Annotated in this window: 8 protein-coding genes; 3 read left to right on the forward strand and 5 right to left on the reverse strand. The window is 67.1% G+C overall.

Annotated features, from left to right (window positions below):
- Window positions 1–125: 125 nt before the first annotated feature.
- Both WS54_RS25350 and WS54_RS25355 read left to right on the forward strand, forming a co-directional pair.
- Complete coding sequence (locus tag WS54_RS25350; protein ID WP_059781367.1) at window positions 126–2,465, forward strand: bifunctional diguanylate cyclase/phosphodiesterase; 2,340 nt, start codon at window positions 126–128, stop codon at window positions 2,463–2,465.
- A 206-nt stretch (window positions 2,466–2,671) separates the two neighbouring features.
- A complete protein-coding gene (locus WS54_RS25355) occupies window positions 2,672–3,880 on the forward strand; it encodes a chromate transporter (protein WP_059781243.1) in 1,209 nt (402 codons plus the stop codon).
- A gap of 46 nt (window positions 3,881–3,926) precedes the next feature.
- Here the strand turns inward: WS54_RS25355 and WS54_RS25360 are convergent, their stop codons facing one another.
- Window positions 3,927–4,373, reverse strand: a complete 447-nt coding sequence (locus tag WS54_RS25360; protein WP_059781241.1) for a multidrug/biocide efflux PACE transporter — start codon at window positions 4,371–4,373, stop codon at window positions 3,927–3,929.
- A gap of 111 nt (window positions 4,374–4,484) precedes the next feature.
- Here WS54_RS25360 and WS54_RS25365 point away from each other — a divergent pair, with 111 nt between their 5' ends.
- The gene (locus WS54_RS25365) at window positions 4,485–5,369 is read left to right on the forward strand and encodes a LysR family transcriptional regulator (protein ID WP_034208054.1); all 885 of its coding nucleotides are present in this window, start codon (window positions 4,485–4,487) and stop codon (window positions 5,367–5,369) included.
- A 51-nt stretch (window positions 5,370–5,420) separates the two neighbouring features.
- Here WS54_RS25365 and WS54_RS25370 read toward each other — a convergent pair whose 3' ends face one another.
- From WS54_RS25370 to WS54_RS25385, 4 genes are all read right to left on the reverse strand, one after another.
- On the reverse strand, window positions 5,421–5,879 hold the full coding sequence (locus WS54_RS25370; protein ID WP_059499163.1) for a CopD family protein: 459 nt from the start codon (window positions 5,877–5,879) through the stop codon (window positions 5,421–5,423).
- Between the two features lie 247 nt (window positions 5,880–6,126).
- A complete protein-coding gene (gene parC / locus WS54_RS25375; protein WP_034208056.1) occupies window positions 6,127–8,448 on the reverse strand; it encodes a DNA topoisomerase IV subunit A in 2,322 nt (773 codons plus the stop codon).
- Window positions 8,449–8,517: 69 nt separating this feature from the next.
- Window positions 8,518–10,500, reverse strand: a complete 1,983-nt coding sequence (gene parE, locus WS54_RS25380; protein WP_034208057.1) for a DNA topoisomerase IV subunit B — start codon at window positions 10,498–10,500, stop codon at window positions 8,518–8,520.
- 220 nt (window positions 10,501–10,720) lie between these two features.
- Entirely contained in the window at window positions 10,721–12,670 is a 1,950-nt protein-coding gene (locus WS54_RS25385; protein ID WP_034208058.1) for an ATP-binding cassette domain-containing protein, read from the reverse strand.
- Between the last annotated feature and the right edge of the window lie 23 nt (window positions 12,671–12,693).

Below are 12,693 nucleotides of genomic sequence, written 5' to 3' on the forward strand. Positions count from 1 at the left end.
AATCCGTTGTTTCGGAGGTCTGTCCATGGTTGCGCGTCCCGCGAACGAACAGACGTCGGGACAATCCGAACCATAGCCGGCCATCCAGACGGATGGCGCACGCGAGCAGGACGCCGCCCTCTTCGATGAGCTCCGCCCGGTCCAACCACACGCCGCCGAACCGGCCGCTGCGCGCGCCGCGCAAATCGCGCCGGCGTGCGCTGTTCGCCATCCCGCTGCTCGGGATGCTGGCGCTCGCGCTGCTGTGGGCCGTGATCATCGCGCGCCTGTCCGTCGAAAAGGACAGTGCCTACAAGGAAGCGGCGGCCTCCGCTGCGATCCTGTCGTCCGCGCTCGAGCAGCATACGGTCAAGGCGATCCACCAGGTCGACCAGATCACCCGCTTCGTCAAGTTCGAATTCGAGAAATCGCCGGCGCGCTTCAATCTCGCGAGCGCCGTCGAAAAAGGCGTCGTGCCGAGCGACACGCTGATCCAGGTATCGCTCGTCAACGCGAAGGGCATCCTGTTCGCGAACACCGCCGAGCTCCATCCGCAGCCGATCAACTTGTCCGATCGCGAGCACTTCAAGGTCCATCTCGCGCACAACGACGACCGCCTCTTCATCAGCAAGCCCGTGCTCGGCCGCGTGTCGAGCCACTGGACGCTGCAGATGACGCGGCGCCTGAACAACCCCGACGGCAGCTTCGCGGGCATCGTCGTGGTGTCGGAAGACCCGAGCTACTTCACGAACGATTTCTACAACAACGCGGCCATCGGCAAGGAAGGCGTGATCGCGGTCGTATCCGACACGGGCGCGGTGCTCGCGCGGCGCACGGGTTCGGTGAGCAACGCGCCAGGCGCGTTTTCGGCGTCGGGCGTCTACCCGATCGCGGAGCGCGTGACGGGCACGATCATCGATCCGATCGACGGCGTGACGCGCATCGTGTCGTACCGCCACCTCGACGGCTACCCGCTCGCGGTGATGGTCGGGCTGTCGCAGACCGAAGAGTTCGCGGACTACTACCACACGCGCAACGTCTACCTGCTGATGACGAGCTTCATCACGCTCGCGATGCTCGCGTTCTTCGGCGTCGCGACGGGCCTGATCGGCAAGCTGCTCGGCCGCGAGCGCGAAATGACGCAGCTCGCCGAATACGACCTGCTCACCGGCCTCGCGAACCGCTATGCGACGCTGCGCGGGCTGCGCAACGACGTGTCGATGCCCGCGAGCCTGTCGCGGCTCGGCCTGCTGTTCATCGATCTCGACAACTTCAAGACCGTCAACGACACGCTCGGCCACAACGCCGGCGACATCGTGCTGCAGATGACCGCGTCGCGCCTGGCCGATGCGGTCGACGACGAAGGCTCGCTCGCCCGCATCGGCGGCGACGAATTCGTCGTCGTGATGAAGGGCGACGACGTCGAGCGGCGTGCGGTGCGGCTCGCGGAAGCGATCATCCGGATGTTCAGCGAGCCGTTCGACGTACGCGGCAGTTCGTTCGTGCTGCATGCGAGCATCGGCATCGCGCTGCACACCGTCGCGAACGAAAGCGAGATCGACCTGCTGAAAAAGGCGGACCTCGCGATGTACAGCGCGAAGGACGCCGGCAAGAACTGCTACCAGTTCTATGCGCCGCATCTGTCGCACCGTGCCGACCATCTGATGCGCTGGGAACAGCAGTTGCGCGTCGCGCTCGCCGAAGGGCAACTGTTCCTCGCGTACCAGCCGAAGATCGACCTCACGCACCGCTACATCACCGGCTTCGAGGCGCTCGCGCGCTGGGATCATCCGGAACACGGCGTCATCTCCGCGAACGAGTTCGTCTCGATCGCCGAATCGACCGGCCTGATCGTGCCGATCGGCGACTTCGTGATCCGCACCGCGTGCGAGCAGATCGCGCGCTGGCGAGACGAGGGCCACGACACGCTGACGCTCGCGGTCAACATCTCGCCGGTGCAGTTCTGGCGCGGCGACCTGATCGAGACGATCTCGCAGGCGCTGCAGGACACCGGCATCGACGCGAACCGGCTCGAGATCGAGATCACCGAAACCGCGATGATGGAATATCCGGAACTCGTATCCGAGAAGATCGTCGCGCTGAAAAAGCTCGGCATCCGGATCGCGCTCGACGATTTCGGCACCGGCTATTCGTCGCTGTCGTACCTGCATCGCTTCTCCGTCGACACGCTGAAGGTCGACCGCTCGTTCGTGCAGGCGATTCCGACCGATCGCAGCGTGTGCGTGATGGTGTCGTCGATCGTGCATCTCGCGCGCTCGCTCGGGCTGACCGTCGTCGTCGAGGGCACGGAGACCGAGGAGCAGATCACGTGGCTGTCCACGCTCGGCGAAATCGAGGCGCAGGGCTTCCTGTTCTCGCGCCCGGTGCCGGCCGATGCGATTCCCGCGCTGATCGCACGCTTCGGCGTGCGCGGCGATCATCCGAACGTCGTCGCGCATCGCGCGACCGGCAGCACGGGCGCCTGAGCGCCGCACCGCTGCCGCCGCCGAGGCACGCGCGGCGCGTCCTCGCAATTGTTGCGCTTTCCGATCCGATCGTCGAATTCATTAACTAGCGTTTTCGCGCATGGCAGTGTCATGATGCGCGGCGGACAATCGGGAGGGCCTACGTGTCGGCTGGCCGCCGGCGTGGCCATACGCGAGAGATCCGGCCCTGCGCCAACTACACAATCATGACAACCGTCGAAGTCGAAGCGCCCGCTCGTGTCGAAGAGGCACCGGCATCCCTCTGGGCCTTGTTCAAGGTCGTCGCCGGCATTTCGGCCGTCTCGTGGGGCGGGCTTTCGATGATGGCGCAACTCGAACGCCATTACGTCGAGCGGCTGCAGCGGATCGAGCCGCACGTCTTCGGCGATCTCGTCGCGCTCGCGTGGCTCGTCCCCGGCCCCGTCGGCTGCAACGTCGCCGTGCAGGTCGGCCAAACGCTGCACGGCCGCGCCGGCGCATGGGTCGCCGGTATTGCGAGCGTGCTGCCGTTCTCGATCCTGATGACGCTGTTCGCGATCTTCTATCAGACGCCGCTCGTGCGCTCGCTCGCCGCGCCGATGCTGATCAATCACTTCGGGATGGTGCTCGCGGCGTTGATCGGCGTGACGTGGGTCAAGCAGTTGCGCTCGCTCGCGCGCACGCGGCTCGAACAATCGATCGCCGCGCTGTCGACGATTCTGCTCGCTTTCGCGCATAGTCCGGCCGCTTTCGTCGGGATTCTGTTCGCCGCGTTTGCAGCGGGCTGGCTGACGGGGCCGCCGCAACGCGACGCGGTCGATTTCACGCTGTCGAAGCGCGACCGCGGCCTGCTCGTGCTGCTCGGCGTGCTCGTCCTGCTGTTCGCGGTGCCGCTGCCCGGCGATTACCAGGCGGAGCTGCTGTGGCCGCGCCTCGCGGGCGCCGGCATGACGCTGTTCGGCGGCGGCTTCTCCGCGCTGCCGGTGCTCAAGACGCTGTTCGTCTCGCCGGCAACGGGCATCTCCGATCACGACTTCACGCTGGCGTTCGCGCTGTCGCCGGTCGCGCCGGGGCCGTTGCTGAACGTGGTGCCGTTTCTCGGCTATCTGACCGACGGCTGGGTCGGCGCGCTGCTCGCCACTGCCGCGCTGTTCATCCCGTCGGGATGCCTCGTCGTGTTCGCGCACAACCACCTGTTCCGGCTCAAGCGCCATTCGCGCTTCGAGCACGGGATGCGCCTGCTGCGCGCGGCGACGACGGGCTTTCTCGTGGTCGCCGTCGTGAAGATCCTGCATCGCGAGCCCGCCGACCCGGTCTACTGGCTGACGGGCGCCTTCGCGACGCTGTGCTTCACGCGCTTCAAGGTGCCCGTCTATGCCGTGTACGGCACGGTCGCCGTCGCGTGCAGCGTGTGGCTGTGGGCCGCCGCGCACTGACCGGCAGCGGCCTCCAACCCGCCGACGCCCGGCGTGCCCGGCGCCGTCAACCGGCCTGCACCGCGACCCGGCGTGCCATCCAGCGCGCACGCAGCGCGTCGTAGGCGAGGTTGAAGCAGAACGTGTAAGGCAGGAAGAACAGCACGATGCCGAGGTCGAGCAGCAGCGCCTCGACGAGGCTCACGTTCAGCCACCACGCGGCAACCGGCACCACCATCGCGACGAGGCCGAGCTCGAACGTCACCGCGTGCGCGATCCGCATGCCGAGCGTGCGCGACAACCCGGCCCGCCGCTCGAAGCGGTCGAACAGCGCGTTGAAGGTCATGTTCCACGCCATCGCGATCAGCGACACCATCACCGTCAGCACGCCGACGTGCGACACCGGCATGTCGAGCAACCACGCGCCGATCGGCGCGCACAAGGCGATCGCCACCAGTTCGAACGTCAGCGCGTGCAGCAGGCGTTCTGTCACCGTTTTATTCGTCTGTTTCATGAGTCCTCCAAGGCATGACCTGATCCATGGTGGCCATTTTGATCGGCGATACCGGGCGAATCCAGTTTGATATCATCGGTTTCACCGATATATCGATGCCAGGAGCACTGCATGCACCACGCCCCGGAAGCCCTGCTCGCCTTCGCCGAAGCGGCGCTGCTCGGCTCGTTTACGGCCGCCGCACGCAAGCTCGGCAAGCGTCAGTCGACCGTATCGGAGGCGATCGCGAACCTCGAGATCGATCTCGGCGTGCAGTTGTTCGATCGCTCGACGCGCACGCCGACGCTCACCGACGCCGGGCGCGCCCTGTTGCCGCAGGTGCAGCGCGCGCTCGAAGCCAGCGCGGCGATCGACCGCACGGCCGCGCGGCTCGCGCACGGCGAGGAAGCGCGGCTCACGCTCGTCGTGTCCGATACGTACCAGTCGAAGCGCTACGAAGAGACGTTGATGGCGCTCGAGCGGCGCTTTCCGGCCCTCGAGCTCGAATGCCAGATCGCCGAGCACGACGACGTGCTCGACCTGATCCAGCAGGGCCGCGCGCAACTCGGGCTGATGGCCGCGCGCGCGGCTTACCCGGCCGATATCGGCGCGGCGACGGTGGCGGAGGAATCGGAGATCGGGCTGTTCGTGGGCCGCACGCACGCGCTCGCCGAATACGGCGACGCCGAGGTGCCGCACGCGGCGCTGCGCGACGTGCGCGAACTGCGCCTCAATACGTACGTGAAGGCGGAAGGCCGCGGCACCGACGACCGGATCGTCGTCGGCACGCAGCACTGGCTGGCGCCGAGCTACCTGATGCTGCTGGAGATGGCCGTACTGGGGTTCGGTTGGGCGGAACTGCCGCGCTGGATGGTCGAGCACTTCGCGCGCGACCGCCTGTGCGAGCTACGCTCGCGCGGCTGGCCGCGCCGCGTGCGGGTGGACGCGGTCTGGTCGCGCAACCGGCCGCTCGGGCCGGCCGGTTCGTGGCTGCTCGACGCGATGCTGGCCGCGTAGCGGCGCGTGCGGCCAGGCCAGCGGCCTGCGGCCGCGGCGGGCGCCGGCTGCTCAGAAGCCGCGCGACAGCACGGCCGCGCCGATCGTGACGACGCCGAGCACGAGGTTCACGACGACGAGCAGGCGCACCGCGTTCACCGCGCGCGCGCCGTCGGGCCAGTTCTGCGCCTGCACCGCACGGCGAATGCGCGGGAACAGCGCGAAGCGGATGTGCCCGAAGATCAGCATCATCACGACGCCGAGCCCGGCCATCGCATGCAGCGACCACGTCGCGTGCGCCCCGCCGAAGCTCGTCAACAGGAACCCGCCGGACAGCAGGATCACGATCACGGCCCCCGACACCCAGTTGAAGAAGCGGCCGAACACGCCTTCGATCAGCGGCAACCGGAGCTGCGGCGACAGGTCGGACAGCGCCGGGCGCAGGCAGAAGTTGGCGAAGACCATCCCGCCCACCCACACGGCGACGGCCAGCAGGTGAAGAAACAGCGCGACGGCAACGGCGTGGGACATGAGGACGATCCTGTGATGAGTGGGGTGCAACGAACGGCCGCGTCGCACGCGGCATCAAGCGACGTTCGACCCGCCAGCCGCGTCGCGGTTCAGGCCCTCGGCGCGATTTCACATTATTTTGCAAGTTCCGCGTGACAACGCCACGCTTGCTTACCCGCATCCCCGCGCCGAAAAGAAAAAGCCGCACGCCCGCCGAAGCGGACGTGCGGCCTTCGATCGCAGCTGAACCGGGCGACCGCGCGCGGCGTCAGCCGAGCAGCGGACGCAGCTCGTTGACGACCTTGAGCTTCGTCTCCGGCGCGCGGCCCTTGCGTGCACGCTTGCCGATGTGCGGCGCGAGCCCGGCGTACGACAGCGTGTCGTCCTGCGCCTTGCCGCCGCGGCCGGTGCCGATCAGCACGACGCCCGCCGGATCGATCGCCAGCGCCTGCACGAGCGTTTCCTTGTCGTCGAGCGCCATCAGGATCACGCCGCGCCCGCCGCCGGACAGCGTCTTCATCTCGTCCATCCCGAACACGAGCAAGCGACCGCCGCTCGACAGGCACGCGACCTGCGTCGCGTTCGGCAGCACCGGCATCGGCGCGAGCGGCACCGCGCCCGCGTCGATCGTCATGAACGACTTGCCGGCCTTCACGCGGCTCACCATGTCGCCGACCTTCGCGAGGAAGCCGAAGCCGTTGCTCGACGCGAGCAGCAGTTGCTGGTCGGCCGGCGCCGCGTAGTAGTGCATCAGGTGAGAGCCCGATTCGAGCTCGATCAGCGACGTGACCGGCACGCCGTCGCCGCGCCCGCCCGGCAGCACCGACACGTCGACCGAATACACGCGGCCGCTGCTGCCCCACGCGATCAGCCGATCCGGCGTGCGGCACTGGAAGGCCGCGTACAGGTGATCGCCGGCCTTGAACGTGAAGCCGGCCGGGTCGAGTCCGTGGCCCTTCAGCGCACGCACCCAGCCCTTCTGCGATACGACGACCGTGACCGGCTCGTCGACCACCTTCGCCTCGAACGTCGCGCGCTTTTCCTGCTGGATCAGCGTGCGGCGATCGTCGCCGTACTGCTTCGCATCGGCCTCGATCTCCTTGATCATCAGCCGCTTCATCGCGCTTTCGTTCGCGAGCAGTTCCTCGAGCTTCGCCTTCTCGTCGCGCAGCGCTTCGAGTTCCTTCTCGATCTTGATCTTCTCGAGCCGCGCGAGCTGGCGCAGGCGGATTTCGAGGATGTCTTCGGCCTGCCGCTCGCTGAGCCCGAACGCGCTCATCAGCGCGGCCTTCGGCTCGTCCGACTCGCGGATGATGCGGATCACCTCGTCGATGTTCAGGAAGACGATCATCCGCCCTTCGAGAATGTGGATGCGGTCGTCGACCTTCGCGAGACGATGGCGGCAACGACGCGTCATCGTCAGCTGGCGGAACTTCACCCATTCGTCGAGGATCGTCAGCAGGCCCTTCTGGCCCGGCCGGCCGTCGGCGCCGATCATCACCAGGTTCAGCGTCGCGTTCGATTCGAGGCTCGTGTACGCGAGCAGCGTGTTCACGAATTCCGTCTGGTCGATCGTGCGCGACTTCGGCTCGAACACGAGCCGCACCGCCGCTTCCTTGCCCGACTCGTCGCGCACCGCGTCGAGCAGGTCGAGCATCGCCTTCTTCGTGTTGAGCTGCTCGGGCGTCAGCGTCTTCTTGCCGAGCTTGAGCTTCGGGTTGGTCAGCTCCTCGATTTCCTCGAGCACCTTCTGGCCCGACGTGTTCGGCGGCAGCTCGGTCACGACGAGCTGCCACTGGCCGCGCGCGAGATCCTCGATCTTCCACTTCGCCCGCACCTTCAGGCTGCCGCGGCCCGTTTCGTACGCCGCCGAGATTTCGGTGTCGCTCGAGATGATCTGACCGCCGCCGGGGAAATCCGGACCGGGAATCAGGTTCATCAGCTCCGCGTGCGTGAGCTTCGGATTGCGGATCAGCGCGACCGCCGCGGCCGCCACTTCGCGCAGGTTGTGCGACGGGATTTCGGTGGCGAGGCCGACCGCGATGCCCGACGCGCCGTTCAGCAGCACGAACGGCATGCGGCTCGGCAGCGTCTTCGGCTCCTCGAACGAGCCGTCGTAGTTCGGCATGAAGTCGACCGTGCCCTGGTCGATCTCGTCGAGCAGCAGCTTCGCGATCGGCGTGAGGCGCGCTTCCGTGTAACGCATCGCCGCCGCGCCGTCGCCGTCGCGCGAACCGAAGTTGCCCTGCCCGTCGATCAGCGGATAGCGCAACGAGAAATCCTGCGCGAGACGCACGAGCGCGTCGTACGCCGACTGATCGCCGTGTGGATGGTATTTACCGAGCACGTCGCCGACCACGCGTGCCGACTTCACCGGCTTCGCGTCGGGGCCAAGGCCCATTTCGTTCATGGCGTAGAGAATCCGGCGCTGCACCGGCTTCTGGCCGTCGCACACGTCGGGCAGCGCGCGGCTCTTCACGACGCTGACCGCGTAGCTGAGATACGCCTGCTCCGCGTAGTTGCCGAGCGTCAGCGCGTCGCTCTCCGGCGCGTCGGGGCTGGCAAAGAGATCGGAAGTATTGTCGTCCATCTGAATTCCGTATTCGTAAGTGGCGTGAGGCCGGGCCGGGCGTCATGCCCGGCCGCGCGGCAGGTCCGCTTAAATGTCCGCTTCGACGTCGTTGCCCTTTTCCTCGAGCCAGCCGCGCCGCGCGGCTGCCTCGCCCTTGCCCATCAGCATCGTCATCCGCGCGACGGTCGCCTCGTAGTCGAGCTCGCCGAGCTTCACCGGCATCAGGCGGCGCGTATCCGGGTTCATCGTCGTGTCCCACAGCTGCTCGGCGCTCATTTCGCCGAGGCCCTTGAAGCGGCTGATGCTCCACTGCGTGTCGCGCACGCCGTCCTTGCGCAGCTTGTCGAGGATCGCTTCGAGCTCGCCGTCGTCGAGCGCATAGAGCTTCTGCGCGGGCTTCTTGCCGCGCGCGGGCGCGTCGACGCGGAACAGCGGCGGGCGCGCCACATAGACATGGCCGCGCTCGATCAATTGCGGGAAATGCTTGAAGAACAGCGTGAGCAGCAGCACCTGGATGTGCGAGCCGTCGACGTCCGCGTCCGACAGGATGCAGATCTTGCCGTAGCGCAGGTTCGACAGGTCGACGGAGTCGTCCGGGCTGTGCGGATCGACGCCGATCGCGACCGAGATGTCGTGCACCTCGTTGTTCGCGAACAGGCGGTCGCGCTCGGTTTCCCACGTGTTCAGCACCTTGCCGCGCAGCGGCAGGATCGCCTGGTATTCCTTGTCGCGGCCCATCTTCGCGGAGCCGCCCGCCGAGTCGCCCTCGACGAGGAACAGTTCGTTGCGCGCGATATCTTCCGTCTCGCAATCGGTCAGCTTGCCCGGCAGCACCGCGACGCCCGAGCTCTTGCGCTTCTCGACCTTCTGGCCCGCGCGCGTGCGCGCCTGCGCCTGCTTGATCACGAGCTCCGCGAGCTTCTTGCCGTGCTCGACGTGCTGGTTCAGCCACAGTTCGAGCGCCGGACGCGAGAACGACGACACGAGCTTCACCGCGTCGCGGCTGTTCAGCCGCTCCTTGATCTGCCCCTGGAACTGCGGATCGAGCACCTTCGCGGACAGCACGAACGACACGCGCGCAAACACGTCTTCCGCGAGCAGCTTCACGCCCTTCGGCTGCAGATTGTGCAGCTCGACGAAGCTCTTCACCGCCTGATAGAGACCGTCGCGCAGGCCCGACTCGTGCGTGCCGCCGGCCGGCGTCGGGATCAGGTTCACGTACGACTCGCGCACGAGCGAGCCTTCCTCGCTCCATGCGACGACCCACGACGCGCCCTCGCCCTCGGCGAAGGTTTCGTCGGTCGAACGCGAATCGGCGAAACGCTCGCCTTCGAACAGCGGGATCAAGAGCTCGCTGCCGTTCATTTCGTCGAGCAGGTAGCCGCGCAGACCGTCTTCGTACTTCCACGTCTGACGCTCGCCGGTCTTTTCGTTGACGAGCACGACCTCGACGCCCGGCAGCAGCACGGCCTTCGAGCGCAGCAGGCGCTGCAGCTCGCCGAGCGGCAGGTTCGGCGAATCGAAGTACTTCGGATTCGGCCACACCTGCACGCGCGTGCCGGATTTCTTCTCGCTGCGGCCCGCGGCTTGCGTCGCGAGCGGCTTCACGACGTCGCCGTCGGCGAAGCCGAGCTCGGCGATCTTGCCGTCGCGCCAGACCGTCACGTCCAGACGCGTCGCGAGCGCGTTCGTCACCGACACGCCGACGCCGTGCAGGCCGCCTGAGAACGTATACGCGCCGCCGGCGGCCTTGTCGAACTTGCCGCCCGCATGCAGGCGCGTGAACACGATCTCGACGACCGGCACGCCTTCTTCCGGGTGCATCCCGAACGGAATGCCGCGGCCGTCGTCTTCGACCGACACCGACTGGTCGGCGTGCAGCGTGACCGTGATCTGCTTGCCGTAGCCGCCGAGCGCCTCGTCGGACGCGTTGTCGATGACTTCCTGGATGATGTGCAGCGGATTTTCAGTACGGGTGTACATGCCGGGTCGCTGCTTGACCGGCTCGAGACCCTTGAGCACCTTGATCGATGCTTCGCTATAGGCCGCGCTGGGTTTCTTCGTTGACATAGGCGCTGAATTTCGTCATTCATCGGGACGTTGTCCACACCTCGTGTGGATAACGTCGTGGACAAAACGTTGAGTTCCGTAAAAAAGCGAATCGAAACAACGGTGTGCTTGGACTGCTCCGAAAGCGGGCGCGCGGCGTGCGCGGCGCGCCCCTGAACGCGCGGTATTTTACTGGTTCCGCGTGGCGCGCCAATCGCGGGATCGGCGCGCGCCGCACGCGTCACGCCGGCTTGCGCTTCGCTTCGAGCGTTTCCCACCGTTCGAGCGCGGCGAGCAGTTCGTCGTCGATCGCCGCGAACCGCTCGGTCAGGCGCGTGCCCTCCTGCGGATCCTTCGCGAAAATCGAGCCGTCCTCGAGCTGCGCATTGATCGTCTTCTGCTCCGCTTCGAGCGCGGCGATCTTCTCCGGCAGCGAATCGAGTTCGCGCTGCTCGTTGAACGACAGCTTCACCGTGCGCTGCGCGTTGCGGCCCGCCGCGCTCTTCGCCGGCTCGTCCTTCGCAGGCGCCGCTTCCTTGACCGCGCGCTTCGCCGCCTCCTGCTGCGCGAGCTGCTCCGAGCGTGCGCTCTGGATCTGCCAGTCGGTGAAGCCGCCGACGTATTCGCGCCACTTGCCGTCGCCCTCCGCCGCGATCACCGACGTCACGACGTTGTCGAGGAACGCGCGATCGTGGCTGACGAGCAGCACCGTGCCGTCGTAGTCGGCGAGCAGTTCTTCGAGCAGTTCGAGCGTCGGGATGTCGAGGTCGTTGGTCGGCTCGTCGAGCACCAGCACGTTGGCCGGGCGCGCGAACAGACGCGCGAGCAGCAGCCGGTTGCGTTCGCCGCCCGACAGCGACTTCACCGGCGAGCGCGCGCGCTCCGGCGCGAACAGGAAATCGCCGAGATAGCTCATCACGTGCTTGCGCACGCCGCCGATCTCGACCCATTCGCTGCCGGGGCTGATCGTATCCGCGAGGCTCTTCTCCTGGTCGAGCTGCGCGCGCATCTGGTCGAAATACGCGACCTGCAGGTTCGTGCCGGTGCGCACCGTGCCTTCGTCGGGCTTCAGGTCGCCGAGGATCAGCTTCAGCAACGTCGTCTTGCCGGCGCCGTTCGGGCCGACGAAGCCGATCTTGTCGCCGCGCATGACCGTCGTCGAGAAACGGTCGACCACCGTGCGGCCGCCGTAACGCTTCGTCACGTCGGTCAACTCCGCGACGATCTTGCCGGACTTCTCGCCCTGCGCGACGTCGAGCTTCACGTTGCCCTGCGCATTGCGGCGCTCGGCGCGCTCGTTGCGCATCTGCACGAGCCGCGCGATGCGGCCGACGCTGCGCGTACGGCGCGCTTCGACGCCCTTGCGGATCCACACTTCTTCCTGCGCGAGCAGCTTGTCGAATTTCTCGTTCTCCACGCGCTCGACTTCGAGCTGCTGCGCCTTGCGCGTCTGGTACGCGGAGAAATTGCCCGGATACGACAGCAGCCGGCCGCGATCGAGCTCGACGATGCGCGTCGCGACGCGGTCGAGAAACGCGCGATCGTGGGTGATGAACAGCAGGCCCGCGCGCTGCGCGACGAGCAGCTCTTCGAGCCAGCGGATACCGTCGAAGTCGAGGTGGTTGGTCGGTTCGTCGAGCAGCAGCACGTCGGGCTGCAGCACCAGCGCGCGCGCCAGCGCGACGCGCTTCTGCATCCCGCCCGACAGCGCGTCGACGCGGGCGTCGCCGTCCTGCAGGCCGATCTGCGCGAGCGTCATCGATACGCGCGTGCGCCAGTTCCATGCGTCGTGCGCGTCCAGCGACGACTGCAGTGCGTTCATCCGCGCGAGCAGCGCATCGTGCTCGGCGCCTTCCGGTATCTCCGCGAGGCGGTGCGCGATCGAATCGTATTCTTCGAGCAGTTCGCGCGTGTGCGCCAGCCCCGACGCGACCGCGTCGAACACCGTCGCACCCGGCTCGAATTCGGGCTCTTGCGGCACGTAGACGGTCACGAGCTCCTGCTGGCGCGTGACCAGCCCGTCGTCGGCCTTCGCGAGACCGGCGACGATCTTCAGCAGCGACGACTTGCCCGCGCCGTTGCGGCCGATCAGGCCGACGCGCTCGCCGGCCTCCAGCGAGAAATCCGCGTGATCGAGCAACGCGACGTGACCGAACGCGAGCTGCGCGCCGGTAATGGAATAGAGCGACATGGGGAGACGGCGATGAGAGAAAT

The organism is Burkholderia sp. NRF60-BP8 (assembly GCF_001522585.2).
Lineage (GTDB): Bacteria > Pseudomonadota > Gammaproteobacteria > Burkholderiales > Burkholderiaceae > Burkholderia.

Excerpts from the sequence above, each read along its gene's own strand:
- WS54_RS25350 (WP_059781367.1), top strand. The coding sequence starts at position 126 with ATGAGCTCCGCCCGGTCCAACCACACGCCGCCGAACCGGCCGCTGCGC.
- WS54_RS25355 (WP_059781243.1), top strand. The coding sequence starts at position 2,672 with ATGACAACCGTCGAAGTCGAAGCGCCCGCTCGTGTCGAAGAGGCACCG.
- WS54_RS25360 (WP_059781241.1), bottom strand. The coding sequence starts at position 4,373 with ATGAAACAGACGAATAAAACGGTGACAGAACGCCTGCTGCACGCGCTG.
- WS54_RS25365 (WP_034208054.1), top strand. The coding sequence starts at position 4,485 with ATGCACCACGCCCCGGAAGCCCTGCTCGCCTTCGCCGAAGCGGCGCTG.
- WS54_RS25370 (WP_059499163.1), bottom strand. The coding sequence starts at position 5,879 with ATGTCCCACGCCGTTGCCGTCGCGCTGTTTCTTCACCTGCTGGCCGTC.
- parC (WP_034208056.1), bottom strand. The coding sequence starts at position 8,448 with ATGGACGACAATACTTCCGATCTCTTTGCCAGCCCCGACGCGCCGGAG.
- parE (WP_034208057.1), bottom strand. The coding sequence starts at position 10,500 with ATGTCAACGAAGAAACCCAGCGCGGCCTATAGCGAAGCATCGATCAAG.
- WS54_RS25385 (WP_034208058.1), bottom strand. The coding sequence starts at position 12,670 with ATGTCGCTCTATTCCATTACCGGCGCGCAGCTCGCGTTCGGTCACGTC.